General features: G+C 42.7%; 22 protein-coding genes, 2 tRNA genes and 1 other RNA gene. 15 read left to right on the forward strand and 10 right to left on the reverse strand.

The genetic code is table 11. The features are described from left to right. Window positions 1-21 precede the first annotated feature (21 nt). Genes ispE through B3X18_RS12060 form a run of 3 tightly spaced genes read right to left on the reverse strand, consistent with a single transcriptional unit; the run spans window position 22 to window position 3,142 of the window. Window positions 22-852 carry a 4-(cytidine 5'-diphospho)-2-C-methyl-D-erythritol kinase gene (ispE, locus tag B3X18_RS12050; protein ID WP_005015782.1) on the reverse strand — a complete coding sequence of 277 codons (831 nt, stop codon included), beginning with the start codon at window positions 850-852 and terminating at the stop codon, window positions 22-24. Window positions 853-877: 25 nt separating this feature from the next. Next, window positions 878-1,453: a lipoprotein insertase outer membrane protein LolB gene (lolB, locus tag B3X18_RS12055; RefSeq protein ID WP_005015779.1), complete on the reverse strand. Its 576-nt coding sequence runs from the start codon at window positions 1,451-1,453 to the stop codon at window positions 878-880. 6 nt (window positions 1,454-1,459) lie between these two features. Next, window positions 1,460-3,142: a tetratricopeptide repeat protein gene (locus B3X18_RS12060; protein WP_171077263.1), complete on the reverse strand. Its 1,683-nt coding sequence runs from the start codon at window positions 3,140-3,142 to the stop codon at window positions 1,460-1,462. 108 nt (window positions 3,143-3,250) lie between these two features. Here B3X18_RS12060 and hemA point away from each other — a divergent pair, with 108 nt between their 5' ends. Then, window positions 3,251-4,534, forward strand: a complete 1,284-nt coding sequence (gene hemA / locus B3X18_RS12065) for a glutamyl-tRNA reductase (RefSeq protein WP_034688427.1) — start codon at window positions 3,251-3,253, stop codon at window positions 4,532-4,534. Window positions 4,535-4,553: 19 nt separating this feature from the next. Here the strand turns inward: hemA and B3X18_RS12070 are convergent, their stop codons facing one another. Further along, a complete protein-coding gene (locus B3X18_RS12070) occupies window positions 4,554-6,437 on the reverse strand; it encodes a DNA primase (protein WP_005406957.1) in 1,884 nt (627 codons plus the stop codon). Between the two features lie 189 nt (window positions 6,438-6,626). Beyond that, a complete protein-coding gene (locus tag B3X18_RS12075) occupies window positions 6,627-7,658 on the reverse strand; it encodes an outer membrane protein assembly factor BamD (protein ID WP_005406905.1) in 1,032 nt (343 codons plus the stop codon). A gap of 70 nt (window positions 7,659-7,728) precedes the next feature. Between B3X18_RS12075 and rluD the strand changes: the two genes are divergently transcribed. Together rluD and pgeF are read left to right on the forward strand one after the other, a co-directional pair. Continuing rightward, window positions 7,729-8,781: a 23S rRNA pseudouridine(1911/1915/1917) synthase RluD gene (rluD, locus tag B3X18_RS12080; RefSeq protein ID WP_005015770.1), complete on the forward strand. Its 1,053-nt coding sequence runs from the start codon at window positions 7,729-7,731 to the stop codon at window positions 8,779-8,781. Between the two features lie 23 nt (window positions 8,782-8,804). After that, a complete protein-coding gene (pgeF, locus tag B3X18_RS12085; RefSeq protein ID WP_005406979.1) occupies window positions 8,805-9,551 on the forward strand; it encodes a peptidoglycan editing factor PgeF in 747 nt (248 codons plus the stop codon). Window positions 9,552-9,650: 99 nt separating this feature from the next. Here the strand turns inward: pgeF and smpB are convergent, their stop codons facing one another. Beyond that, window positions 9,651-10,127 (reverse strand): SsrA-binding protein SmpB, encoded by a 477-nt coding sequence (gene smpB / locus B3X18_RS12090; protein WP_005404295.1) that lies wholly within the window; start codon window positions 10,125-10,127, stop codon window positions 9,651-9,653. A 142-nt stretch (window positions 10,128-10,269) separates the two neighbouring features. Here smpB and coaD point away from each other — a divergent pair, with 142 nt between their 5' ends. The 4 genes from coaD to B3X18_RS12110 all read left to right on the forward strand — a co-directional run bounded on the left by coaD (window position 10,270) and on the right by B3X18_RS12110 (window position 11,548). Beyond that, entirely contained in the window at window positions 10,270-10,761 is a 492-nt protein-coding gene (coaD, locus tag B3X18_RS12095) for a pantetheine-phosphate adenylyltransferase (RefSeq protein ID WP_005025000.1), read from the forward strand. Between the two features lies 1 nt (window position 10,762). Then, complete coding sequence (locus B3X18_RS12100) at window positions 10,763-11,026, forward strand: YfhL family 4Fe-4S dicluster ferredoxin (protein ID WP_005015756.1); 264 nt, start codon at window positions 10,763-10,765, stop codon at window positions 11,024-11,026. A 26-nt stretch (window positions 11,027-11,052) separates the two neighbouring features. Further along, an RNA gene (rnpB, locus tag B3X18_RS12105) (RNase P RNA component class A) lies at window positions 11,053-11,408 on the forward strand. A gap of 63 nt (window positions 11,409-11,471) precedes the next feature. Continuing rightward, window positions 11,472-11,548: transfer RNA gene (locus B3X18_RS12110), tRNA-Met, on the forward strand. A gap of 80 nt (window positions 11,549-11,628) precedes the next feature. On the opposite strand, the gene B3X18_RS12115 is transcribed toward B3X18_RS12110, so the two are convergent. After that, window positions 11,629-12,033 (reverse strand): hypothetical protein, encoded by a 405-nt coding sequence (locus B3X18_RS12115; RefSeq protein ID WP_005025002.1) that lies wholly within the window; start codon window positions 12,031-12,033, stop codon window positions 11,629-11,631. Between the two features lie 159 nt (window positions 12,034-12,192). On the opposite strand from B3X18_RS12115, the gene B3X18_RS12120 reads away from it, so the two are divergent. Beyond that, window positions 12,193-12,269, forward strand: a tRNA-Met gene (locus tag B3X18_RS12120). 112 nt (window positions 12,270-12,381) lie between these two features. Here B3X18_RS12120 and B3X18_RS12125 read toward each other — a convergent pair. Further along, window positions 12,382-13,419: a hypothetical protein gene (locus tag B3X18_RS12125; protein ID WP_005406995.1), complete on the reverse strand. Its 1,038-nt coding sequence runs from the start codon at window positions 13,417-13,419 to the stop codon at window positions 12,382-12,384. Further along, window positions 13,412-15,037, reverse strand: coding sequence for an NAD+ synthase (locus B3X18_RS12130; RefSeq protein ID WP_005406971.1), 1,626 nt, complete (start codon window positions 15,035-15,037; stop codon window positions 13,412-13,414). The genes B3X18_RS12125 and B3X18_RS12130 overlap by 8 nt, the downstream gene beginning before the upstream one ends. 247 nt (window positions 15,038-15,284) lie before the next feature. Between B3X18_RS12130 and B3X18_RS12135 the strand changes: the two genes are divergently transcribed. After that, complete coding sequence (locus B3X18_RS12135; protein WP_005406898.1) at window positions 15,285-15,773, forward strand: hypothetical protein; 489 nt, start codon at window positions 15,285-15,287, stop codon at window positions 15,771-15,773. 51 nt (window positions 15,774-15,824) lie between these two features. Here B3X18_RS12135 and gltA read toward each other — a convergent pair whose 3' ends face one another. After that, entirely contained in the window at window positions 15,825-17,102 is a 1,278-nt protein-coding gene (gene gltA / locus B3X18_RS12140) for a citrate synthase (protein WP_005015746.1), read from the reverse strand. Between the two features lie 1,011 nt (window positions 17,103-18,113). Between gltA and sdhC the strand changes: the two genes are divergently transcribed. From sdhC to odhB, 6 genes are all read left to right on the forward strand, one after another. Then, window positions 18,114-18,512 carry a succinate dehydrogenase, cytochrome b556 subunit gene (gene sdhC, locus B3X18_RS12145; RefSeq protein ID WP_034429067.1) on the forward strand — a complete coding sequence of 133 codons (399 nt, stop codon included), beginning with the start codon at window positions 18,114-18,116 and terminating at the stop codon, window positions 18,510-18,512. Further along, complete coding sequence (gene sdhD, locus B3X18_RS12150) at window positions 18,512-18,877, forward strand: succinate dehydrogenase, hydrophobic membrane anchor protein (protein WP_005015742.1); 366 nt, start codon at window positions 18,512-18,514, stop codon at window positions 18,875-18,877. The genes sdhC and sdhD overlap by 1 nt, the downstream gene beginning before the upstream one ends. A 12-nt stretch (window positions 18,878-18,889) precedes the next feature. Continuing rightward, complete coding sequence (gene sdhA / locus B3X18_RS12155; protein WP_005015740.1) at window positions 18,890-20,725, forward strand: succinate dehydrogenase flavoprotein subunit; 1,836 nt, start codon at window positions 18,890-18,892, stop codon at window positions 20,723-20,725. 14 nt (window positions 20,726-20,739) lie between these two features. Further along, entirely contained in the window at window positions 20,740-21,450 is a 711-nt protein-coding gene (locus B3X18_RS12160; RefSeq protein ID WP_005015737.1) for a succinate dehydrogenase iron-sulfur subunit, read from the forward strand. A 563-nt stretch (window positions 21,451-22,013) separates the two neighbouring features. Continuing rightward, complete coding sequence (locus B3X18_RS12165) at window positions 22,014-24,854, forward strand: 2-oxoglutarate dehydrogenase E1 component (protein ID WP_034688438.1); 2,841 nt, start codon at window positions 22,014-22,016, stop codon at window positions 24,852-24,854. After that, window positions 24,854-26,077, forward strand: a complete 1,224-nt coding sequence (gene odhB, locus B3X18_RS12170) for a 2-oxoglutarate dehydrogenase complex dihydrolipoyllysine-residue succinyltransferase (protein ID WP_034688430.1) — start codon at window positions 24,854-24,856, stop codon at window positions 26,075-26,077. The genes B3X18_RS12165 and odhB overlap by 1 nt, the downstream gene beginning before the upstream one ends. Window positions 26,078-26,120 lie beyond the last annotated feature (43 nt).

Raw genomic sequence — 26,120 nt, forward strand, 5'->3', positions numbered from 1 at the left:
TACCACTTGGCGACGCCCCTATCAATTTACTTTCAACTGACATAATGGAGACTCATCTAAACTATGAACCAGGTAAGCTTTACATGGTGCATTCTTTAAAATATCGTCTGGCTTCATGTCAGAAGTCAGTTCAGTGAAAACACAAGCACCTGTACCTGTAAGCCGTGCAGTACCGAATTGATCGAGATAACGCATGGCTTCATCAACCTCTGGATATAAACTTCTGGCCAGTGGCTCAAAGTTATTTCCGAAAGCAGATGGCTTTAACTGATAGGCGCAAAATGTAGTGGGCTTCGTATTTCTTGTCAATGTTTTTTGTGAAAAAAGCAGTTGAGTGCTGATAAAACAGTCAGGTTTGAGCACTATGTATTGTTTCGGTTCTAAGTTAATGAAACTTAACTGTTCTCCGATTCCTTCTGCCCAAGCATTGTGACCATATACAAAAATAGGTACATCCGCACCAAGATGTGCACCATATTCAGCCAACTGTTCAATTGTTAAACCGCAATCCCAGAGCTGATTTAATATAATCAGTGTAGTGGCAGCATTGGATGATCCTCCACCTAATCCTGCACCCATTGGAATATTTTTCTCAATTTTGATCTGTACACCAGAAGAATTTTTAGTGTGTGATTTAAGTAATAATGCAGCTTTGTAGATTAAATTCTGTTCAAGCTGTACGTTACCTAAACCTTCAATGTGAATTTTTCCAGTCATGTTGACTTCAAATTCCAGCCAGTCATATAGGTCAATTAGTTGAAAAATACTCTGTAACTCATGGTAGCCATTTTCACGACGACCTGTAATATGTAAAAACAGATTAAGTTTAGCGGGTGAAGGAACTCGGATCATACTAAATACCACAGCTGAAAACAGATTAGCGATTCTGGATCAGCATTGTAATACGGTTTTCTTGGCCATCAGCAAGTGACTGTTTTAAAATCAGTTTACTAGGTTGTTGGGCATTGCCATTATAGCTTAATTCGACATTCCAGTCCTGTTCCTGAATGGTACTGATCCGTTGCTGTTCATCTTTTTTAATTTTAGCATTCAAGCTTGCCGGTCTGCCTTGGACCCAGTGTACGAGGTGAGTAATCGGTGCCTGCCATCCAGTAGCACGCTCCAGTAGCTCTTCAGGTGTTGTTGCGCGAATCAGGCCTGTCTTTGCACTATTCAGCGTGACTTCTCCCGGACGGCCTTCAATTTGTGTTTTGCCTACGCCTAAGATTCCCGTCAGTTCAATATCAAAATTATCCTGCTGCTGTTCCCAGTTAAAAAATGCACTCCCTGACTGCTTGGGAGTTTTTACCCCAATTTTTCCCTGTAGATTAAATTGATTGTTTTCTGGCTGGGTGTTAACCGGATTTTGAGGTTGTGTATATTGCTGACAGCCGGTAAAAGCCAGAGTTGCCGTAGCGCACAAAGCGAGTCCCAGTTTAGAAAAAGAACGCATAAAAGTTTAACTCTGTTTAAATTGTTGAGGTAACAATAACGCATCTAACTGATCCAATTGCGGATCATTATGATATTTTTGTTTAAGCTGTTTTAACACTTCACTAAATTTTGTGAGTGAACCCTGCATATAAAGTGCTTTAGCGTAGCGTACACCAATTTTCAGGTTCTGACTTAGACTGTAGGCCTTGGCCAGTACCGGGACGGCAGTATCATAATCATTTTGCAATATGCAGACGTACCCGAGTGTGTCGAGTATTGAGGCTTGTTCCGGAGCATACTCAAGTGCATGCTCTGCATACTGGCGCGCTTCATTTAGACGCCGGTTTTGCAGAGCGAGAGTGTAAGCATATGCATTCAGGTAAGTTGGACTGTTTGGTTCTATTTCCAGCAAATGTTTGAGTGTCTGGTCCAGTTTTTCCCGGTCTTGAAAAGGATCAAGCAATAAGACTTGGGCATAGATCAGCTCCGGGTCATCTGGCAGGTTTTTGACTGCTTCATCAAGTAAGGCTAGCGCTGCTTTTTTATTTCCCGTCTTTTTCAAGATTTCTGCCTGAACCTGGTATAAAAAACTGGTGTGCTGTGGATAATTGACACGTTCCTGAGTAAGAAAACGCAAGGCATCATTCAGCTGGTTTTGCTTTTCAAAAATAGAGACTAGATTCCGTCGTGATACAGTGTATAGACTACCGTCCACCAGACGATAATAAGCTTTCGCTGTTTCGTAATGCTGTTTCCGCTCGGCATTTACTGCCAAATAGTAATAGGCCTCATTCTGATACTGATCAGAATAACGTAGCTCTACCAGATATTTTTCTGCCTGCTCATATTGTTTGAGGTCAATACTCGTTAATCCGGCAATAAATAATGCTTCTTCAGCATCTGGCCACTGTTTTAAAATACCTTGAAGCTTTTTTAAGGCTGATTCGGCCTGATTGGATTTGACCAGAAAACGGACCTCTGCCAGCCGGATATCCAAATTATATTTCTGTTTGCGGCTTGATTTTTCCAGCCATTGCTGGGCTGCTAGCTGGTCATTCTGAGCCATTAACAGGTTGGCCTTCATCAGAATAAAACCAGTAACTTTGGGCCGCTTGCGCAGTGCCTGATTGATAGTCACTAAAGCCTGCTCTAGCTGACCATTTTGTGCTTCCAGTCCAGCGATTAAAACCAGAATAGAAGGATTATTTTTTTCCTTACTGCTACGTAAGGCATTTAAAAGTATCTCGCGATCTTCTGGAAGCTCTGGGGCAATCCCTGCCAGAATCTGTTCCAGATCAGCATTTGGATCAATATTAAGAATTTTATTCAGGGTATCGGCGGCAAGCTCATATTCATGCGCTTTTAGAGAAATATGGGCCAGATAAAATAAAGCCGGGACATCTTGAGGTTCCTGAACTACCCAGTGTGTCGCGATGTCTAAGGCTGCTTTCAGATCATTCTGTTCGAGGGCAACATTCAGGGCACGCTGTTTGATAGTGGTTGAATTACTTTTAATGGCCAGTACAGTATAGTTATGCAACGCAGTAGGAATATCGCCATAAGCGAGTGCAAATTCGGCAATCATGCTTTGTTTTAAAGCATTATAGTTAGGATTTTCATGATAAATATCGCCCGATGCCCTAAGATGAGCGGTCGAGGCTATGCTACCTACCAGTAAGACTGTGGTAGAATATCGCCGTATAGTCATGCCGGATAGTCGGCTATTGATTTGACGCAATTTTTATTGATCCAGCTAATGCTTTTTATGACACCGATGTTGCACAATAACATAAATTTAGTGAAATGATGATCTGATATGTCTTTCTTTGCATTAGGGGTCAACCATCAAACTGCTTCTGTAGAGTTGCGAGAACAGATCGCTTTTAACCCTGAGCGGTTAAATGCTTTATTTGCCGAGCAAAGTCAGCATCCTGTCTTGAATGATATGGTGGTGGTCTCGACCTGTAACCGAACAGAAGTCTATGCCATGGCAGAGCATGCTGATATGGTATTGGACTGGCTCGCCCATGCAAATGGTTTAGATGTCAATCAGCTCATCAAACATACTTACCGTTATGAAGACGCTCAGGCGATTACTCACTTGATGCGTGTTGCCAGCGGTTTAGACTCTTTAATGTTGGGTGAACCGCAGATTCTGGGTCAAGTAAAACAGGCACTATCGATTGCAAAAGAAGCCCATATGGTTTCACCGGCACTAAACCGCATTTTTGAATATGCCTTCTATGCAGCTAAACGTGTACGCTCAGAAACTGCTGTAGGTAGTCATGCAGTCTCTATGGGTTATGCAGTTGCTCAGCTTGCCCTGCAGGTCTTTAGCCAGCCACAAGAGTTGACTGTAATGGTAGTGGCTGCTGGAGAGATGAACAGTTTAGTAGCTAAACACCTGGCTGAAATGGGTGTAGGTAAAATCCTGATCTGTAACCGTAGTCGCGAGCGAGCAGAGAACCTGGCGCAGGAGATTGCTCATCAGGTAGAGGTCGAGATTCTGGAATTTTCGGAACTGGCCAGTAACTTGTACCGTGCTGATGTAATCTCAAGCTGTACAGGCAGTCTGTATCAGGTAATTTCTTATCGTGATGTGAAAACAGCATTAAAAAAACGGCGCTACCAACAGATGTTAATGGTAGACCTGGCTGTACCGCGTGATATTGAGCCAAAAGTCGCGTCACTAGATGGTGTATATCTGTATGGCGTTGATGACCTGCAAAGTGTTATTGATGAGAACCTTGCCCAGCGACGTCAGGCTGCGGTTGAAGCTGAAATTATGGTTAACCAGCTGGCGACCCAGCTTATTACCCATCAAAAGGTCCAGCAGGCTGGCAGTACTATTGCTGCTTATCGTGAACAGGGCCAGCACTTGACTGAATATGAGTTGCGGTTGGCGCTAGAGCATTTGCAGGCCGGAAAAGATGCAGCTGAAGTCATGCAAAACTTTTCCCATCGTCTCACTCAGAAATTATTACATCCGACTTCAATTCTGCTAAAGCAGGCAGCTCAGGAAGAAGATCCCTCATATTTTGAGTGGTTACAGGACGGTTTGCAGGGGATATTTGACCGTCAGCGTAAACTGAAAAAATAATTTGAAAACAGCTTAAACCTTATGAATGCAATAGTCTTAAGCTGATTTTTTTGGTCAGTTCATTGAGTTGCTGCCGCAGATTGCGTGATTCAATAAGTGAAATGGGTGATTTTAGTTTCTGTTTTAAGTATTTTTCCTGCAGGCCCAAGGCATATTCTTTAGCAAGCTTGTCTGCCATTTCTGGTGCCGGAATCAGGCTTTCAATATTGGTACGCTGTAAAATATCCGCAACCGCATGACAATACATACTGCACGCGCCAAGCACATAATAGACAGCCAGTTCCTGATCATCCGGTAGTTCATCAAAGATTTTATCTAATGTTGCCAGTATTTGTGCCAGCAATTCATCCGGATGAATAAAAGCACGCAGAGTTTCAAAGTGAATATACAGATAAGGATGCCGTATCAGCATAGCGATGGCGAAATCTTCATCCTTGGTGCGGATATTAAAAGAGAGTGATGCATCATTGCTAAGTTTCGGAGTAAAACGCTTGCCTAGGCCGAGCTTTTCTTTAAATGACTGAGTGAGCAGATAGCGGAATGATCCCTGTTTAGGTAACAGGTCAGTAAGCTCCCTGAGCTCACCCATTACCTGACTTTTACCCTCAGGTGAAGAGACATCTCGCTGTTGCGTGAGATGTGCAAATACAAAATCGGATAATAGGGGAGCCTGTTCAAGTAAACGCTGAAAATTTTCCAGTCCTTCACGACGGATCAGAGAATCGGGATCATGCTGGTCGGGTAAAACAAAAAATTTCAGTTCACGGCCATCATTTAATAAAGGCAGGGCAATTTCCAGTGTTCGCCGGGCTGCCTTTTGACCTGCAGCATCCCCATCAAAAGCAATCGTAATCCGGTTATTCTGTCTGAATAAAATATTAAGATGTTCAGTATTGCTGGCTGTTCCAAGAGTTGCTACTGCACCGCTAATCCCGTATTGCTGCAATGCGATAACATCCATATAGCCTTCCACCATTAACCAGTCTTGAGCTTTCTGCTTGCGACCTTCATAAAGGCCGTACAATAACTGATTTTTATGGAAGACTTCGGAATCTGGCGAGTTAATATATTTGGGTTTGATCTCATCATTTAATGCACGTCCCCCAAAACCGACGACACGACCCTTACTGTCCCGGATTGGAAAAATAACCCGGTCACGAAGTAAGTCAAAGTCACGTCCGCTCTCACTAGAGCGAATCAGCCCTAGCTGTTTCAGACCTTCAATATCATAGGGGAATGCCTTTTCCAGATGCTGCCAGTCCTCTGGTGCATAGCCCAAGCGCCAGAACTGGACTGTATCTTGGCTTAAGCCGCGCTGTTTAAAGTAAAATTGTGCGCTTTGGCTTTTAGGTAACTGCTGTTCATAAAACTGAGCAATATTCTCTAGCAGGTCATACAGGTTACCTTCCTGTACTGGCACATCTGTCACATTTTCAAATTGTTCAAACGGATCAAAACTCTGAAATTCAGCGAAAGGATCAATCGGAGTATAAGGTGTATTTGTGATAGGAGACTGGATCTGTTCTTTAGCCTGCGCGGCAGGAGCCTGAACCGGCTTGCTAACTTTTTTGATTTCACGTTTATAGGACAGGCGCTTATTGTCCTGATTGTCTTTTGGCAGTTCAATACCAGTCTGGCTTGCCAGGTCTTTCATAACATCAACAAAATTACGGCTGTCGATATCCATTAAAAAACGTATGGCATTGCCATTGGCCTGACAGCCAAAGCAGTGGTAATACTGCTTGTCACGGTAGACATGGAAAGAGGGTGACTTTTCCTGGTGAAAAGGACAACAGCCAGAATAAGTCCGTCCGGTTTTTTTAAGTTTTACGCGTTGGCCAATCAGATCAACAATATCAGTACGATCCAGGATCTGATCAATCGTATGCTGTGGAATTGCCATAAGAAAAAGCCATTATTTTATATACTTTAACCATAAAAATGCTGACCTGAAGTCTTGCTTTAAGGACTATTCAGTTGCTATCACTTGAACTAAACAGTCCTGTACAGAATCTAGCCGTCTTTACTGAAAAAGAGAAGGGGGAAAGTATTTTAACTTTCCCCCCCGAAAAAAGCGACCATCTGGTCGAGATTATTCGTTTGGAGTTTCTGTAGCTATATCAGCCGGTGGTTTGGCGAGCATTGGTGTATGTTGTTGTCCATTTTCAGATTTACCGAGCATACCTAAGCTCAGACGGTTGAGCCAGCTACGTTCTTCTGAAGAATGACTAGAGGTTTCCTGCGATACTTCACTTGCAGTACTGTTTTTGGCTTCACGGCCAAAAATTCCCAGTGTGGCGCGGTTAAGCAGGCTGGCATCTCTGCGGGCGGCACGCAGGTTTACACTGCCATTACTACGCACCAGTTCCGGATAGTTTAGTTTTAAAACTTCTACATACTGCTGTGATGAAGCCTGATCGCCCAGCTTGTCATAAGCGTAAGCCATGGTAGCTAGAGCTTCTGGAATTTGAGGAGTCTGCGGATAGTGTTCAACTACCCACTGCGCCCGCTCCAGAGCAGCAACCCAAGCTTTACGCTTTAGATTATAGCGTGCTACGTTCATTTCATTTTCAGCCAGTTCCTGGCCAATAAACTTCATGCGCTGTGCAGCATCTACTGCATACTGACTGCTTGGATAGCGACGAATAAAATCAACAAAGTTCTGATAAGCTACCTTCAAATAGCTAACATCACGGTGTGATTGCTGCAAAGAAGTATAACGCAGCAAGCCATCATAATTCTGTTCCATGTTGGCTACACCACGTACGTAATAAGCGTAGTCAACATTAGGGTGCTGTGGATTTAAACGGATAAAACGTTCAGCCAGAGCAATCGCCCCTTCATAATCTTTTTGCTGGAATTTAACGTAAAGCAGCTCAAGTTGTGCCTGCTGCGCATATTGTCCGGTCGGGAAGTAGGTGTCCAGTGCCTCTAGCTGTTTTGCAGCATCAGAATATTGACCACGTTCAAGCGCACGTTCGGCTTTATTGAAATAAACCTGTTCGCTTGACTGTGGGCCAGTATCGACAACTTCTTTTTTTGGATTGCTGCTACAGCCCACTAATGCAGATGCTATGCCTAAAGATAAAGCAAGCATCGTAACTTTATAACGTGGTAGCGACATAAAAACTCCTCTGTTAATCGGGCAATGAGCTACAATTGCGCTATTAAACCACTTTTGTCTCGATGATCAAATGACTTCAGCACAATCTTCTAATTCTACTTTCCCTGAAACTGATTTCAATTTACTTGAAGATTCTGAGGATGCAGATAACCATACTTCAGAGCCGACTGCAACACGTTTATCGTTGCAGTTTCAATTGGATGAAAGCTATCTCGGGCAGCGTATTGACCAAGCAGCAGCACTGGTCTGGAATGAATTTTCCAGAGAGAAACTTAAGCAATGGATTAAAGACGGCCATTTGTTAGTAAATGGTAACAATGTCAAACCTAAATACAAGTGTGAGGGCAATGAGCTGCTTACGCTTGAGGCAGAGCTGGAAATTCAGACTGCCAGCCAGCCGGAAAATATTCCGCTTGATATTATTTATGAAGATGATGACATTATTGTCATTAATAAAACCGTAGGAATGGTCGTACATCCAGGTGCAGGAAATGGGTCGGGCACTCTGGTCAATGCGCTGCTTTACCATTATCCGAAATCTAATGAACTGGCCCGTGCCGGACTGGTCCACCGGATTGATAAAGATACTAGCGGTCTGCTGGTAGTTGCAAAAAACCTTGAGGCCCAGTTCTCTTTAAGCAAACAGTTGGCAAAAAAGACTGTCTACCGGATTTATGATTTAGTTGTTTATGGAAATATTGTAGCCGGTGGAACCATCGATGAGCCAATCAAACGCCATCCTGTCGATCGCGTTAAAATGGCCATATTACCGGGTGGTAAAGAAGCGGTTACTCACTATAACGTGAAAGAGCGATTTAAAGACTTTACCCGTGTTCAGGCGCAGCTTGAAACCGGTCGTACTCACCAGATCCGGGTCCATTTTAGTTATATCGGTTATGGCTTGGTTGGTGACCCGGTCTATATGAGCCGGGTACGTGTACCTGCCGGAGCTTCTGAAGAGCTGGCTGATACTTTGCGCAGTTTTAAGCGGCAGGCATTACATGCTGCCAAGCTTGGTCTGGTTCATCCGCGTACAGGCGAGAATATGATGTTTGAGGCGCCGTGGCCTGAAGACTTTAAGCATTTAATTGAAGTACTTCGTCAAGAGAATGCTGCTTATTAATTCATTAACACGGGAAATTTAACATGCAGTTTGTTTCAGGGCTTCCATCAGGTGTATATGCAGGACAGACACGTATCCGGCATCCAGGTACATTAGCTTCAGAAAAACCGGAACTTGCGGGCTTTAATCTGGCTTTGCACGTGCAGGATGATACGCAGCGAGTACAAGCTCACCGGATGATCTTGCTGGAAGAACTGGCAAGCTATGGTTTAGATAAAATCACATGGATGACTCAAACTCATAGCACGATCTGTCATACGGTTAATGAAGCACTTCCATTCGAAGCTCTTATTGGTGATGGTTTAATTACCCAGAAGAAAGCACATGCCTTGATGATGATGACAGCAGACTGCTTGCCTGTAGTGATGGGAAATGCACAAGGTACTGAAGTTGCCAATCTGCATGCGGGTTGGCGTGGACTTGCAGGTGGTATCATTGAAAATACTATTGCCACCATGCAAGACGGGCCTAGTTGGGCCTGGTTAGGCGCGGCGATCAGTCAGCCCTGTTTTGAGATTGGTGCAGAGGTCAAAGCAGCATTCTGTCATAAATATCCGGAAGTTGAATCGGCCTTTATATCAGGGAGCTCAGGGAAGTATTATGCCGATCTTTATGCAATTGCCCGTTATATTCTGCAACAGCAAGGTGTAAAGATGGTACTAGGAGGCGACCAGTGCTCATATCAGCAGTCTGATCAGTATTTTTCATATCGGCGAAACGCCCAGACCGGACGTATGGCAACATTTGTTTTTATGCAATCATCAGGATAAACCAGTCAGGTCCTTTATGCTCGCTACTTCAAACTCATTTGTAAATTTTTCCGGTATGAAAAAACCTCCAGTTGTGGAGGTTTTTTCATTGCAGGGTACTTATTTGTGGAAGATACGTGCCTTATCGCGCTGCCAGTCACGGTCTTTTTCGGTTGCACGCTTATCATGAAGCTGTTTACCTTTAACCAGCGCGATTTCAAGTTTGACTAAAGGTCCTTTCCAGTAACAGGCCAAGGGCACACAGGTATAACCTTTCTGGTTAACTGCACCCATTAATTTCTCGATTTCACGCTTAGATAAAAGCAGCTTGCGGGTACGGGTTGCTTCAGCAACAATATGGGTAGAAGCAGAAAGTAAAGGCTGAATCTGGGCACCAAACAGATAAGCTTCGCCATTTTTCAAAAGGATATAGCTTTCTGTCAGGCTCATACGTCCAGCACGTAATGATTTAACTTCCCAACCCTGTAACGACATGCCGGCTTCAAACTTTTCTTCAATAAAATAATCGTGGCGTGCGCGTTTATTCTGCGCAATTGTTCCACCATTATTTTTTTTCACAACTTTTACGTTCGCCATAATCATTAAATTCCAAAGTTGTACTTATTGTGCCGTAAAGTGCCAGCAAGAGAAAGTTTTTTCAAAAAGATGGGGATACTTCGCTAAAAAATCAAGTTTTTGTTAAACTAGGGCCCTGCACAATAAATTAGAGTATCAAGCGATGTCTAAAGCTCGCGTTATTTACCCGGGAACCTTTGATCCAATTACTAATGGCCATATTGATCTGGTAACCCGTGCAGCCAAAATGTTTGATGAAGTGGTGGTTGCCATTGCGATAGGACATCATAAAAATCCGGTATTTAGTCTAGAGGAGCGTGTAGCACTGGCGAAAGCTTCCTTAAGTCATTTAAGTAATGTCGAGTTTGTGGGTTTTGATGGGCTGCTGGTCAATTTCTTTCATGAGCAGAAGGCAACTGCAGTACTACGTGGACTGCGTGCGATTTCCGATTTTGAGTATGAATTTCAGCTGGCTAATATGAACCGGCAGTTAGACCCCCAGTTTGAAGCAGTTTTCTTAACACCTTCTGAACAATATTCCTTTATTTCATCGACACTGGTTCGTGAAATTGCTCGTTTAAAAGGTGATGTAAACAAGTTTGTACCCCCGGCAGTCGTTGAAGCCTTTGAACGTAAACATCAGCAAGGTTGGTAGCGTGTCTTTATATATTACTGATGAATGTATTAATTGTGACGTATGCGAGCCCGTATGTCCCAATGAAGCTATCTTTATGGGGGAGATGATTTATGAAATTCATCCTGACCTCTGTACTGAGTGTGTCGGACATCATGAGCAGCCTCAGTGCCAGCTGTTCTGTCCGGTTGACTGTATTCCCCATGATCCAAACCATGTGGAAACAGAAGATGAGCTAATGCAGAAATATAAAATGTTGACTGCTCAAAAAAGTGCGAGCAATTAACAGATAAATTTGATACTATGCGCGACGAAGTGAGCCGGACGGTCGCTGCTGTGGAGGTCTTCGTGACTAAAGCAGGGGAGGAAAGTCCGGGCTTCATAGGGCAGGGTGCCAGGTAACGCCTGGGCGGCGTAAGCCGACGGAAAGTGCAGCAGAGAGTAGACCGCCTCATTCGTGAGGTAAGGGTGAAAGGGTGCGGTAAGAGCGCACCGCGTATCTGGTAACAGTATACGGCATGGCAAACCCCACCAGAAGCAAGACCAAATAGGAATCCTGAGGTACGGCCCGTACTGGATTCGGGTAGGTCGCTTGAGCGTATGAGTGATTGTACGCCTAGAGGAATGACCGTCCTCGACAGAACCCGGCTTACAGGCTCACTTCAACAATTTTCCTGTAAATAAAGCTTGACCTGCTAAAGATAAATGCAGATAATGCGCGCACAGTTTTCGGCTATGTAGCTCAGTTGGTTAGAGCACCGCACTCATAATGCGGGGGTCACAAGTTCAAGTCTCGTCATAGCCACCATTTTTATAGACCACGTTCTCTAAAACGTGGTCTTTTTTTGTCTGTGTTTTTATCGTTTGAGTAGCGGGTAGAGGACTTTACTAGTCACAGGTTATTGAGCCGGTATCCAGTTTGATTTGTGGAAACCTTTCTGTATATGTATTTAAGATCTGTTGGCGTTGATCTTTGCCAAAGACCTGTTCCTGTAACTGTGTAATTTTCTTTTCACTCAAATATTGTCTAGCACAGTGCAGTGCTATCTGATTCTCCTTGGCAATACTGAGTTTTTGACTCTCTGTAATTTCATCAATTCGATAAAGCTTCTGCTGTGCCCGACTGAGCTGTGCCAAGCTGCGCTTTTGCTGCATACTAAGTAATTGCTGGTGATTAATCCATTTGGCTACATCCATACGTACGCCGTTATAATCTACAAAGATTGGACTAATCGCACTGCAGGCTGTAAATCCGGACAAGACAGTACTGGCGATCATCATTTTAATTTTCATGTTGTGTCCTGATAAGGTTCTCAAATTATTTTCTACGTAAAATCAAATATGTGTATTATTTTTCAGCAAAACACATCTTTTTGCTTAAAGACTGAGCATTCATTAAAGATAGTTCTTGACGCTGAGCAATGAAGTTTAGATAATGCGCACACAGTTTACGGCTATGTAGCTCAGTTGGTTAGAGCACAGCACTCATAATGCTGGGGTCACAGGTTCGAGTCCCGTCATAGCCACCATTTTAAAAGACCAGGCTCTCAGTCTGGTCTCTTTTTTTGTGCCTAAAAATTATTGTCAAATATTTTTGATTAATCATCAGCCCAATCTTATAAAAATTAAGCTTCAATATATTTATTGGTTTACCTGATACTGCCGGATGAGCTCTATTGTGTGCGGTGCTGCATAAAATGGTGATAACAGCTGATGCAATAATGGGTCAAGTATGTCATTTTGATCGAGCGCTTGCAGTACAGATGGAATGAAACGTAAACCTTCATTCATTAAGTCATCCTGGGTCAATCCTACGGCATTCAGCAGTTCTTTTAATGAATGTTCCTGGAAGTAGTGATAAAAAATATTCACACCTTCAAGGATCAGTTGCTGTAAATAGCTGCTTTCACGTAATTCCCGCCAAGATTCATAAAGTAATACAAAGAACTCTTCTATATCAATTGCAGTAAATTGCGACATACTGTCTTGCAGACTCTTGTATTTGAATTCCTGCCATACATGCATTGCAATATCATACAGATCTTCTGAAGGAAGCAGCAGAAGCTCACTGAGCTGTTCTTTAATTATATTTGCAAGCCTGAATTCGAGCTTGGCTTCAATAGTCTGCTGCTGTTCCTGCATAAACTGTAAAACCCGTTGCTGAATACCTGCCACTTTATATTTGCTATAACGTAACTGATTTAACCACGGGGTCTTGCTTTCAATAATATAAGTCGCCATTTGCAAACAGACTTCATCTACCTGCTGACTCTGTAGTAATAAATCGCGTAAATATAAGCGGACATTTGTCAGCTCGACGAGCTTTGTAAGCCAGAATTGATATTGCTGATCTGAAATAAGATCTTGAAGTTCAGTATCCGACTGTAGGGCGTACTGATGCAGCTTTTGCGACATTATTCCGATCAGTTCCAGTATTTCTGCACCCAGATTCATTTCAAAGGCGTAGCGTTGTACCACAGCATGGAGCTGAGACACATTGATTACTTGTTTAAGCTGCACCTTTTCCGAATAATGATAAAGCTGCTGGATCAAAATTTTTAAAGCTGGATGATCTTTAGAATAAATATAGTGTTGTTTTAAAAACTTCACCTGCTCAAGCAAAAGTGCTTGAGCAAGTTCATTTGGAGTGATTTTATAAGTCTTTTGATTATTAGACACCAGGTTTCCAGCCATTTACTATCGGATAACGTCGATCCCGTCCGAAAGCACGTGAGCTGATCCGCGGACCAATCGCACCTTGTCGGCGTTTGTACTCATTACGGTCAACCAGTTTAATTACCTTCTCAACGGTTGCCCGTTCAAATCCTTTGGCAATAATATCTTCCTGACTCATATCTTCTTCGATATAAGCATAAAGAATTGCATCCAGAATATCATAAGGCGGTAAAGAGTCTTGATCTTTCTGATCTGGACTTAATTCTGCTGAAGGTGGACGGGTAATTACACGTTCAGGTATAACTGGTACTTCACTTAAACTGTTTCGATATTTGGCCAGTTCGAAAACGATAGTTTTATAAACATCTTTTAATACCGAAAAACCACCTACCATGTCACCATACAATGTACAGTAACCTACAGCTACTTCAGACTTGTTACCGGTAGATAGAACCAGATTACCAAACTTGTTAGATAGTGCCATGAGCAAAGTGCCACGGGCACGTGCCTGTAGGTTTTCTTCTGTCGTATCTGCCGGACTGTTTCCAAAGAATGGATATAGAGTCTGCAAGAAGCCATTCACAATCGGATTGATTTCAGCAATGCCAAAAGTTACACCCATAGTCTTGGCCTGTGCTGCAGCATCTTCAACAGAAATTTGTGCGGTATAAGTATAAGGCATCATTACTGCCTGGACCTTGTCGGCTCCAATCGCATCAACAGCAATAGCTAAGGTCAGGGCAGAGTCGATTCCGCCAGATAACCCGAGAATAACGCCGGGGAAGCCGGAGCGCTGGATATAGTCACGGGTTGCCATTACCAACGCCTGATAAATCTCGGCCATAGTGTCAAGCTCAGGTGCGATTTCCTGAACTATAAAGGCGTCTTTATCTGCACTATATTCGGCGTAGTGCAGGCATTCTTGAAAGCTAGGTGCACGTGTAACCAGTTCACCTTGCGGGTTTAATACAAAACTTGACCCATCAAAAATAATATCGTCTTGGCCACATACCTGGTTCACATACACCAGATTAAAATTGAGCTGTTTGACCAGCTGCTGCATGGTCTGAATACGATGTTGTGGCTTGCCTACTTCATATGGTGAGGAATTGAGCACCAGTACGGTCTGTGCCTTAAGCTGGGTTAGCTGCTGCACTGTATTGATTGACCAGATATCTTCACAGATCAATACAGCAAACTTGTGTTCCATATATTCAAATACAAGTTGCTGGTTACCAGGAGCAAAATAACGTTTTTCATCAAATACGCTATAATTCGGCAGGTTTTGTTTATTATAAACCCCTAGTACTTGACCATCTTTAACCACAGCAGCCGAGTTATATCGCTGCCCGGTTTCAGCCTGATTAACAAAGCCAAATACCATGACGATATCTTTAACTTGTCCCAGCGTTTCAAAAACCTTTTGTGTACGTTTGCTCAGACTTGGACGCAACAATAAATCTTCAGCTGAGTAACCTACTGTGCACAGTTCTGGAAAAACAATAATATCAGCACGCTGTTTTTTCGCTTCATTTGCCTGCTCAACCATTTTCTGAGCATTAAGTTCAAAGTTACCAGTATGTGGAGAGAACTGAGCCAGGGCGATCTTAAAACTTTTCATTCACACCTAATCCTATTTCTATAGGGTATAAAATACACAACATGTTGATTTAGAAGTTATAATTTTCCAACTTCGTGTACACATATTAAAAACAATTAAACAAATAAAATTTAATAGGTTGATATAACACACTTGTCTGCTATACAACGAAAAAAGAACAAGATTTTGCCGTATTGTAGTCGAAAAAAATACATATTCTAGTATTTAAATATGTACTTATAAAATATCTTATTTCAGGCAAAGGTTTATGGCACTTTTTTTACAGCATGTAGCTAAACGTTTAATGAATATATTTATTATTAAAAGACGCTTGCTTACTCCGGGAGAGCGTGAATTAGCCTATTCTGTATTTCACTCCAGTTTGAAACTTGATCATATTGAAATCATTGCTCATCACGCGATTTTAAAAAACTATGCAATGAGCCTAAACGGTCATATCTATTTTAACATTCAGGACTGGCGCGAAGATTTTTCTATGGCTCCATTGTCCATACAATCCTGGCTGATCCATGAACTTACTCACGTTTGGCAATACCAGCAGGGAATGAACGTGATCCGTAATGCCGTATTTAACCGTCGTTATCAATACATACTGCAACAAGGAAAGCAGTTTTTTGAATATGGTATAGAGCAGCAGGCACAGATGGTACAGGATTATTTTTTAAGGCGAGTCAAAGGGCAGGAGTGTTCGGCTTATGAAGCCTGCATCCCTTTTTTAAATAAACAGATGGCATAAAAAAAGCCACCCTGAGGTGGCTTCCTGAAGTCTAATTCATGTTGAGATGAATTAACGACCTTCGATATCGCGTTGAGTTTCGCCAGTATAAAGCTGACGAGGGCGACCGATTTTGTATGGACCAGAATGCATTTCTAACCAGTGGCTGATCCAGCCCACGGTACGTGCAAGTGCAAAGATCACAGTAAACATTTCAGTCGGGATACCAATCGCTTTAAGGATGATACCTGAGTAGAAATCTACGTTAGGGTATAGGTTACGTTTAATGAAGTATTCATCAGACAGGGCAATACGTTCAAGTTCCATAGCCAAAGCGAGCTGTGGATCATTGATGCCAAGTGCACCCAGTACTTCGTCACAAGTTTCTTTCATGACTTTAGCACGTGGATCGAAGTTTTTATAAACTCGATGACCGAAGCCCATGAGTTTAACTTCTTTAGTTTTCACTTTTTCCATGAAGTCAGCAACGTTTTCTACCGAGCCGATTTCATCAAGCATCTTAAGAACAGCTTCGTTCGCGCCACCATGAGCTGGTCCCCAGAGCGCAGAGATACCAGCAGCGATACATGCATACGGGTTAGCGCCAGTAGAACCTGCCAGACGTACTGTAGACGTTGAAGCATTTTGTTCATGATCTGCGTGCAGCGTGAAGATACGGTCCATTGCTTTTGCAAGGATCGGATCAACTTTATAATCACGGTCAGCTGGAGTCGCAAACATCATGTGAAGGAAGTTTTCAGCATAGCTCAGATCGTTACGTGGGTAAACGAAAGGCTGTCCGATGGTGTACTTGTAGCTCCACGCAGCAAGTGTAGGAATCTTAGAGATCAAGCGGATCGCAGTGATTTCACGGTGATCAACATTTTCAATATCCAGATTGTTGTGATAGAACGCAGACAGCGCACCAACCACACCTACCATAATGGCCATCGGGTGTGCATCACGGCGGAAACCATTATAAAAGCGGCTTACCTGATCATGAACCATAGTGTGGTTGCGAACTTTTGCATCGAACTCTGCTTTTTGTTCAGGAGTTGGCAGTTCACCATTTAGAAGCAGGTAGCAAGTTTCAAGATAGTCAGCTTTAGTTGCCAGCTGATCAATCGGGTAGCCGCGGTGCAAAAGAATGCCTTTATTACCATCGATGAACGTGATCTTAGATTCACAAGAAGCTGTCGCCATGAAACCAGGATCAAAAGTAAAGTGACCTGAGGCCAACACATCTTTAACGTCGATTACATCTGGGCCCAATGTGCCGCTGTAAATTGGTAATTCAATTTCTTTGCCATCAAGCTTAAGAACGGCTTTTTTGCCAGTTGCTTCAGACATTCAATAGATCTCCTGTCCTGGTGGATATTTTATCTGATTCGTTACTAATCTTTTAATGCGAACCAGACGGATCAAAAATTGCTACTAAGATTAGTGAGTACTGAAATTTTGTCAATTATACTTATGGATAAAAAATGACGTGCCCACATGGGTTTAGTCATTATAATCAAGTAAGGAAAGTATGAATAAAATCACAGCACCAGCTGGCTATAATAAGTCAAATTACAGGGCAGGTGCAGAAAAAAATAGGGTAGTTGCCGTAAATGTAAGCAAATTTTTATCCTTAAAATGTATTTTATTTCCTTCTTAAGAGAAACATGATTGTGACAAAAGATGATGAAACCTTTAACTTATTTAGTTTAGTAAGATTTAAAAGACTTTTATGGGTCATAGAAAAAACAAATAAATACTTTCGAAAAAAATGTTTGATTGTATAAAAAATGACTTATAAATTAATCTAAAATTGTTTATAAAATAGTCATTTCAGATTTTATAATCGATTGAGCTTATCCATTTTTAAACAAAGAAAGGCATTTAAAAAGTTTAAATTATGACTGTTTAAGCCATAAATAATGGAGTCAGTAAACGTGTAGTTTGCTTTTATCAATTGTTCTAAGAGCATTTCAGCCTATAATTACTTTAAAAGCACATAAGGTTTAATAAAAATATTAATTAATATAAGTATTTGCTTTTATTCATCTTTAGTCTAAAACATTTGTTTTATCTTTTTATATTTTCCGATCAGGTTAAATTGTATATTAATTTAAATGAATGAGTGACTTAGCTTGAATTTTTCTGCTCTGTGGTAAGCTATAATTACTTATTTTATTGTTAATGATTCTTATTTAATGAGATTTTTATAGAAAAGCGCCAGTTGATTGTTTGTATTTTGACAGACCACGTTTTATAATTCGATGTCGTTTATAAGTCTTAGGCATTTGCTTGCCTGACAATGCCAGCTTTCCTTCGAATTAATTCCAACAAACTCCAGCTGGAGTTTTTACCTACAGGATGCCCGCTGTGAAAAGCAACAGACCTGTCAATTTGTCCATGGGTCAGGTGTTAGCAGTAAACTTACGCTCACCCGTGGCTATTGCATCAATTTTGCACCGTATTTCCGGTGTGATCGTATTCTTACTCATTCCAGTTCTTTTATGGCTCTTAGATAAGTCATTATCTTCACCGGAAGGTTTTGCTCAAGTTCAGGAAATCTTTAGCGGTTTCTTCGTACGTTTTATCGTATGGGTATTTGTAGCTGGTTTGATTTATCACTTCTTCACTGGTCTTAAGCACTTGCTTGCTGATATCGGTGTGGGTGAAGGCCTGCAAAGTGGTCGTACTGCAGCTACAATTTCATTGGCTCTGTCTGTGATTGGTATCATCGCAGCCTTTGTATGGATTATGTTCTGATGAAAAGTGCTACAGGATTAACAGGTTCGGGTTCTCGCGACTGGTACATTCAGCGTATTAGTGCTGTGGTACTGGCAGCTTATACTGTTGTGGTTTTAGGATGGATCCTACTAAATGGCGGATTCACTTACGAGCAATGGTCTGGCTTTATGATGACAGTGCCAATGAAAATATTTTCATTGTTGGCGATCTTATCACTTATCGGACACGCATGGATTGGCATGTGGCAGGTGTTTACAGATTATGTAACTACTCGTCAGATGGGACCTTCAGCTAATGGTTTACGCCTTGTGCTTACGTCTGCAGTCATTATTGCTGTGTTTGTGTACGCAATCTGGGGTATCCAGATTTTCTGGGCGAATTGATAGGAAGATATCATGGGCGCGATAACCCCTAAAGAAGATTATTCAAATATTCAAAACCTCACTTTCGATGCAGTCATTGTAGGTGGTGGTGGTTCAGGTATGCGTGCTTCTTACCAGCTTGCTCAAGCAGGTTTGCGAGTTGCAGTACTGACCAAAGTATTCCCGACCCGTTCCCATACAGTTGCAGCGCAAGGTGGTATCGGCGCATCACTGGGTAACATGCAGGACGATAACTGGCATTACCATTTTTATGACACTGTAAAAGGTTCAGACTGGTTGGGTGACCAGGATGCAATCGAGTTCATGTGCCGTGAAGCACCGAAAGTTGTTTATGAACTTGAACACTTAGGTATGCCTTTTGACCGTAACGCAGATGGTACAATTTATCAGCGTCCATTTGGTGGTCACTCTGCAAACTATGGTGAAAAGCCAGTTCCACGTGCCTGTGCAGCAGCTGACCGTACTGGTCACGCACTTTTGCATACGCTATATCAAAGCAACGTGAAAATGGGAACTCAGTTCTTCGTTGAATGGATTGCTCTTGACTTGATCCGTAATGAAGAAGGTGAGGTACTGGGTGTAACAGCAATTGACCAGGAAACAGGTAATATTGCTGTGTTCCAGGCAAAAGCAACGCTGTTTGCTACAGGTGGTGCTGGTCGTGTTTACCGTGCATCTACTAATGCCTATATTAATACAGGCGATGGTCTGGGTATGGCTGCTCGTGCTGGTATTCCATTACAGGATATGGAATTCTGGCAATTCCACCCGACAGGTGTCGCGGGCGCAGGTGTATTGCTGACTGAAGGTTGTCGTGGTGAGGGTGCAATCCTTCGTAATAAAGACGGCGAACCGTTCATGGAACGTTATGCACCGACTTTAAAAGACTTGGCACCACGTGACTTTGTATCACGCTCTATGGACCAGGAAATTAAAGAAGGTCGTGGCTGTGGTCCAAAGGGTGATTATATCTTGCTTGATATGACTCACTTGGGTGCGGATACAATCATGAAGCGTTTGCCGTCTGTATTCGAGATTGGTAAAAAATTCGCAAACGTTGATATTACTAAAGAGCCGATTCCGGTGGTACCCACTATCCATTACCAGATGGGCGGTATCCCAACTAATATGCATGGCCAAGTTGTACTGCCTGAACCAGGTACAGACAACTACACCAAGCCAGTAAAAGGTTTCTATGCTATTGGGGAATGTTCTTGCGTATCTGTACATGGTGCAAACCGTCTAGGTACAAATTCATTGCTTGACCTGGTGGTATTTGGTAAGGCTGCGGGCGAACATATTATTGATTACGTGACTAAACATCACGGTGATGAATATGCTCCGCTGCCAACTAATGTTTTACAGCAGACCGTAGCCCGTATACGCAAGCTGGACGAATCTACTGCTGGTGAAAATGCACAAGAAGTAGCTGATGCGATTCGTGATATTGTTCAGGATCATGCAGGTGTATTCCGTACTCAAGCCTTGCTTGATGAGGGTGTTAAGCAGATTCTTGCGATTGAACCACGCGTTCGTAATATTCACTTGAAAGACAAATCTAAAGTATTTAACACTGCGCGTATTGAAGCTCTGGAAGTTGAAAACTTGTATGAGGTAGCAAAAGCCACCTTAATTTCAGCAGCTGCGCGTAAAGAATGTCGTGGTGCTCATACTGTGGTTGATTACGAGTTACCAGCAGATCACCCGACCTATTCATATGGTCGTCGTGATGATGAGTGGATGAAACACACTCTGTGGTACTCGGTAGATAACCGTTTGGAATATAAGCCAGTGCGTTTCAACCCGCTGACTGTTGATCCAATTCCACCAGCACCGCGTACATTCTGATCAGGAGTATAAAGATGAGTAGAGGTACTCGTACATTTCACATCTACCGCTATGATCCTGATAAGGATAAAGCGCCGTACATGCAAACTTTCAAGCTTGAGCTGACTGATAAGCACCGTATGTTGCTTGATGCTCTGCTGGCGTTAAAAGTACAGGACGAAAGTCTGACTTTCCGCCGCTCTTGCCGTGAAGGTATTTGTGGTTCGGATGGTGTAAATATCAATGGTAAAAATGGTTTGGCTTGTCTTGAAAACTTGAATGACCTGCCAAATGAAATTACTATTCGTCCATTACCGGGTCTGCCAGTAATCAAAGATCTGGTTGTTGATATGAACCAGTTCTACGAGCAGTATAACAAAATCCAGCCATTCCTGATTAATAATCAGCCTGCACCGCCAAAAGAGCGTTTACAGACTCCGGAAGAGCGTGATCATCTGAACGGTCTGTATGAATGTATTTTATGTGCATGCTGTTCTACTGCATGCCCATCATTCTGGTGGAATCCTGATAAATTCCTGGGACCGTCAGCATTGCTAAATGCTTATCGTTTTATTATTGACTCGCGTGACACAGCGACTCAAGACCGTCTGGCACGTATGGATGACCCGTTCAGTCTTTTCCGTTGTAAAGGTATTATGAACTGCGTATCTGTTTGCCCTAAAGGTTTGAATCCGACTAAGGCAATTGGTCATATCCGTAATATGCTACTTGATCAAGCCGGTTAATTAATCCCTAAAAAAGAGCGTACATCACAGGTGTGCGCTCTTTTTGTTCATTTGTGTAAAAGACAGGGGACTTTATTTGTAATTCGCTCTATTTTTTATATAAAGCACCGTATGTTAAAGCATAAAATTTTTAATGTATTTAGCCAATTTATAGGAGGTATGTGTCAAAAAAATCAATCCAATCTGGAGTTCATGTTACGATATAACACACAGTTATATTTGAAAAAAATGATCATTTTATTGTTTATTTATTAAGCAGATTGAGGGTGGTTGATTAAAATTTTACTAAAAGTTGCTTTAGAAAAGCTAATTCGCCGATTTATCTTTTCTAAGACGATTTTGCAAAAAAATTGCTCGGTATTGCCGAGTATATAAATGAATGATGATGCAGGTAAGAGCGTTATGATTCATAACACACACCGGTCAATTCTGGTGTGATTATAGCGCCCGTGGTCTGAGTACCGAGTGGGTATTAATGTCATTTTACCAATTTGGCATTATCAAGCATGGGTATGCTTAACAAGCAACCTGTAATGTTTTTGCAATAGGAAATGGGTCCACAAATGCAAGAAGTTGCTGACGCATTGCGTCTTGACACTGAACTTTCCGCTGATAGTGCAGCGTATATTGAAGAGCTTTACGAGCAGTACCTGACTTCTCCGACCTCAGTAGGTGAGGATTGGCGCCAGTATTTTGATAAATTCCCTAAAGGTGATCAGCCTCACAGCAATGTACGTGAGCAATTCCTGTTATTAGGACGTAATGGTAGCCGTGGACAACCAGTTGCGCAAAGTGCAGTAAGCTCTGAACATGAACGTCGTCAGATTGGTGTGTTGCAATTAATTGCAGCTTACCGTAACCGTGGGCACCAGAGAGCCAAATTGGATCCGTTGGGCTTGGCAAAACGTGAAGATGTTCCTGATCTTGACCTGTCTACACATGGCTTGACCAAATCTGATCTGGATACTGTATTCAATACAGGTAATCTGGCAATTGGCAAGACGGAAGCTACCCTTGGTGAAATGATTGAAGCAATGGAAGCAACTTATTGCGGCTCAATCGGTGCCGAGTATATGCACATTGTTGATACCAAGGAAAAGCGCTGGATTCAGCAACGTCTTGAAGGTGTACGCGGTAAATATGATTTTACTGCTGACCAGAAAAAATTATTTCTTGAGCGTTTAACTGCAGCTGAAGGCCTAGAAAAATTTCTGGGTAATAAATATGTAGGTGCTAAACGCTTTGGTGTGGAAGGTGGTGAATCTTTCATTCCTATGGTCAATGAACTGATCCAGCGTGCCGGCTCAGTGGGCTGTAAAGAAGTTGTGATTGGCATGCCACACCGTGGCCGTTTAAACCTCCTGGTCAATATTATGGGTAAAAACCCGGCTGACCTGTTTGGTGAGTTTGAAGGCAAAATGCTGAATAAGAAAGGTTCTGGTGACGTTAAATATCACCAAGGCTTTTCTTCAAACGTAATGACTCCAGGCGGTGAAGTACACCTTGCCCTGGCATTTAACCCATCCCATCTTGAAATTGTTGGACCTGTAGTTGAAGGTTCAGTGCGTGCACGTCAAGTACGTCGTAAAGATATTGGTGGTGACGATGTATTGCCATTAATTGTACATGGTGATGCTGCATTTGCAGGTCAGGGCGTGAATATGGAAACTTTCCAGATGTCACAGACCCGTGGTTATACTGTAGGTGGTACGGTTCATATCATTGTGAACAACCAGGTTGGTTTTACAACTTCTGACCCGCGTGATGCGCGTTCAACTGAATACAGTACTGACGTTGCCAAAATGATTCAGGCACCTATCTTCCATGTGAATGGTGATGACCCTGAGGCAGTAATTTTTGCTACTCAATTGGCGCATGATTTCCGCCATACTTTCCGTAAAGATGTAGTAATTGACCTGTTCTGTTATCGTCGTCGTGGCCATAATGAGGCGGACGAGCCAGCAGCAACTCAGCCAATCATGTATCAGGTTATCAGCAAGAAACCGACAACCCGTACTTTATACGCAGACAAACTTGTTCAGGAAAATGTTCTGGACCGTGCTGCTGCTGACAAGATGGTTGAAGATTATCGTGCTGATCTTGAAGCAGGTAATCATGTTGCCAGTGCACTGGTTCTTGAGCCAAATACCAAAATGTTTGTGGACTGGGCTCCATATCTTGGCCATGATTATACCGATGACTGGGATACCTCATTTGACTTGACTCGCCTGAAACAGTTGGGCGAAGGCATGCGTAAACTTCCTGAAGGTTTCGTAATGCAGCGTCAGGTTCAAAAAGTAATTGATGACCGCCTGAAAATGCAAACTGGTGAAATGCCATTAAACTGGGGTGCTGCTGAAACTCTGGCTTATGCAACATTGCTAGACGAAGGTTATCTGGTACGTATTACCGGTGAAGATGTAGGTCGTGGTACCTTCTCACATCGTCATGCCAAACTTCATAACCAGACAGATGGTTCCACTTACATTCCGCTTTGCCATGTAAAAGAAAACCAGCCACGTTTTGCATTATATGATTCGTTGCTGTCTGAAGAGGCTGTACTTGCTTTTGAATATGGTTATGCAACCACTATTCCGCACGGCCTAATTATTTGGGAAGCACAGTTTGGTGACTTCGCAAACTGCGCCCAAGTCGTGATTGACCAGTTTATTGCTTCTGGTGAAACTAAATGGGAACGTGTATGTGGTCTGACCATGTTACTTCCACATGGTTACGAAGGACAGGGCCCTGAGCACTCATCTGCTCGTCTTGAGCGCTTCTTGCAGCTATGTGCAGAAGACAACATGCAGGTCATTACTCCAACAACGCCTGCACAGATTTTCCATGCGCTGCGTCGTCAGGCAGTACGCCCGATCCGTAAACCAATGATCGTTATGTCTCCTAAGTCGCTGCTTCGTCATAAACTGGCAACTTCGACTCTGGAAGAGCTGGCAACAACTTCATTCCAGACAGTGATTGATGAGATCGATACACTTAACAAGGCCGACGTCACCCGTCTGGTGCTCTGTGGTGGCAAAGTCTACTATGATCTGCTTGAAAAACGTCGTGAGCAGGAACTGAACAATACTGCAATCGTTCGTATTGAACAGTTGTATCCATACCCAGAAAAACGCCTTGCTGAAGTTCTTGCCTCTTATCCAAACGTGAAAGAACTCGTGTGGTGTCAGGAAGAGCCGAAAAACCAAGGGGCCTGGTTATTTATTGCGCCGCGTTTATATGACGACGTAATGAAAACAGGTAAGCAAGTCCGTATTAGTTACGCAGGACGTGAAGCATCTGCAGCACCTGCATGTGGCTCACCTTATTTGCACGCAAAACAACAAGCTCAGCTTATCAATAATGCTCTAGCAATCGAAGCTGAACAATCAGGAGATTCTAAATAATGGCAACCGAAATTAAAGCCCCGGTATTCCCAGAGTCAGTTGCTGACGGCACGATCGCAACTTGGCACAAGAAAGTCGGTGAAGCTGTTTCACGTGATGAAGTCATCTGTGACATCGAAACTGACAAAGTTGTTCTAGAAGTGGTTGCCCCTGCAGACGGTGCTCTGGTTGCTATTGTTAAAGATGAAGGCGACACAGTTCTTTCTGATGAAGTAATTGCACAGTTTGAAGCAGGTGCCGGAGCTACAGCAGAGCCAGCTCAAACAGCAATAACTTCTGATGGAAATGTGGAAAATGCATCTGCCAATACAGAAGCTGGTCCAGCTCCTGTAGTTGAGCGCAGCCAGCCTGTACAGGATCAGGCACCTGCTGTACGTAAAGCTTTGACTGAAACAGGTATTAACGCTTCTGATGTTTCTGGTACAGGCCGTGGTGGTCGTATTACTAAAGAAGACGTAGCAAACCATCAGCCTAAACCAGCTGCTGCAGCTCAGCCTCAAGCGCTTAGCGTAGCTGTAGGTGAGCGTATTGAAAAACGTGTTCCGATGACACGTCTGCGTAAACGTGTTGCTGAGCGCCTGCTTGCAGCAACACAAGAAACAGCAATGTTGACTACGTTTAATGAAGTTAACATGAAGCCAATCATGGATATGCGTAACCAGTATAAAGATGCGTTTGAAAAACGTCATGGTGCGCGTCTGGGCTTTATGTCTTTCTTTGTGAAAGCAGCAACTGAAGCGTTAAAACGCTATCCGGCAGTCAATGCTTCAATTGATGGCGACGATATCGTATATCATGGTTTTTATGATATTGGCGTAGCAGTTTCTTCTGATCGCGGTCTTGTAGTACCTGTACTGCGTGATACTGATCGTATGAACTACGCTGAAGTTGAAAACGGTATTCGTGCATATGCTGGCAAAGCGCGTGAAGGTAAACTTGCAATTGAAGATATGACTGGTGGTACTTTCACAATTACCAACGGTGGTACTTTTGGTTCGCTACTTTCTACTCCGATTTTGAATACGCCACAAACTGCGATTCTGGGTATGCATAAAATCCAAGAGCGTCCTATGGCTGTAAACGGACAGGTGGAAATTCTGCCAATGATGTATTTGGCATTATCTTATGATCACCGCTTAATCGATGGTAAAGATGCAGTAGGCTTCCTTGTGACAATCAAAGAATTGTTAGAAGAGCCAGCTAAACTTATCCTTGATCTTTAATACTTACCAGCAAAATAAACCAGGATAAAGTCTCCCTTTATCC

The sequence above is a fragment of the Acinetobacter sp. UBA6571 genome (assembly GCF_002434085.1).
Classification (GTDB): domain Bacteria; phylum Pseudomonadota; class Gammaproteobacteria; order Pseudomonadales; family Moraxellaceae; genus Acinetobacter; species Acinetobacter radioresistens.

Excerpts from the sequence above, each read along its gene's own strand:
- ispE (WP_005015782.1), bottom strand. The coding sequence starts at position 852 with ATGATCCGAGTTCCTTCACCCGCTAAACTTAATCTGTTTTTACATATT.
- lolB (WP_005015779.1), bottom strand. The coding sequence starts at position 1,453 with ATGCGTTCTTTTTCTAAACTGGGACTCGCTTTGTGCGCTACGGCAACT.
- B3X18_RS12060 (WP_171077263.1), bottom strand. The coding sequence starts at position 3,142 with ATGACTATACGGCGATATTCTACCACAGTCTTACTGGTAGGTAGCATA.
- hemA (WP_034688427.1), top strand. The coding sequence starts at position 3,251 with ATGTCTTTCTTTGCATTAGGGGTCAACCATCAAACTGCTTCTGTAGAG.
- B3X18_RS12070 (WP_005406957.1), bottom strand. The coding sequence starts at position 6,437 with ATGGCAATTCCACAGCATACGATTGATCAGATCCTGGATCGTACTGAT.
- B3X18_RS12075 (WP_005406905.1), bottom strand. The coding sequence starts at position 7,658 with ATGTCGCTACCACGTTATAAAGTTACGATGCTTGCTTTATCTTTAGGC.
- rluD (WP_005015770.1), top strand. The coding sequence starts at position 7,729 with ATGACTTCAGCACAATCTTCTAATTCTACTTTCCCTGAAACTGATTTC.
- pgeF (WP_005406979.1), top strand. The coding sequence starts at position 8,805 with ATGCAGTTTGTTTCAGGGCTTCCATCAGGTGTATATGCAGGACAGACA.
- smpB (WP_005404295.1), bottom strand. The coding sequence starts at position 10,127 with ATGGCGAACGTAAAAGTTGTGAAAAAAAATAATGGTGGAACAATTGCG.
- coaD (WP_005025000.1), top strand. The coding sequence starts at position 10,270 with ATGTCTAAAGCTCGCGTTATTTACCCGGGAACCTTTGATCCAATTACT.
- B3X18_RS12115 (WP_005025002.1), bottom strand. The coding sequence starts at position 12,033 with ATGAAAATTAAAATGATGATCGCCAGTACTGTCTTGTCCGGATTTACA.
- B3X18_RS12130 (WP_005406971.1), bottom strand. The coding sequence starts at position 15,037 with ATGAAAAGTTTTAAGATCGCCCTGGCTCAGTTCTCTCCACATACTGGT.
- B3X18_RS12135 (WP_005406898.1), top strand. The coding sequence starts at position 15,285 with ATGGCACTTTTTTTACAGCATGTAGCTAAACGTTTAATGAATATATTT.
- gltA (WP_005015746.1), bottom strand. The coding sequence starts at position 17,102 with ATGTCTGAAGCAACTGGCAAAAAAGCCGTTCTTAAGCTTGATGGCAAA.
- sdhC (WP_034429067.1), top strand. The coding sequence starts at position 18,114 with ATGCCCGCTGTGAAAAGCAACAGACCTGTCAATTTGTCCATGGGTCAG.
- sdhD (WP_005015742.1), top strand. The coding sequence starts at position 18,512 with ATGAAAAGTGCTACAGGATTAACAGGTTCGGGTTCTCGCGACTGGTAC.
- sdhA (WP_005015740.1), top strand. The coding sequence starts at position 18,890 with ATGGGCGCGATAACCCCTAAAGAAGATTATTCAAATATTCAAAACCTC.
- B3X18_RS12160 (WP_005015737.1), top strand. The coding sequence starts at position 20,740 with ATGAGTAGAGGTACTCGTACATTTCACATCTACCGCTATGATCCTGAT.
- B3X18_RS12165 (WP_034688438.1), top strand. The coding sequence starts at position 22,014 with ATGCAAGAAGTTGCTGACGCATTGCGTCTTGACACTGAACTTTCCGCT.
- odhB (WP_034688430.1), top strand. The coding sequence starts at position 24,854 with ATGGCAACCGAAATTAAAGCCCCGGTATTCCCAGAGTCAGTTGCTGAC.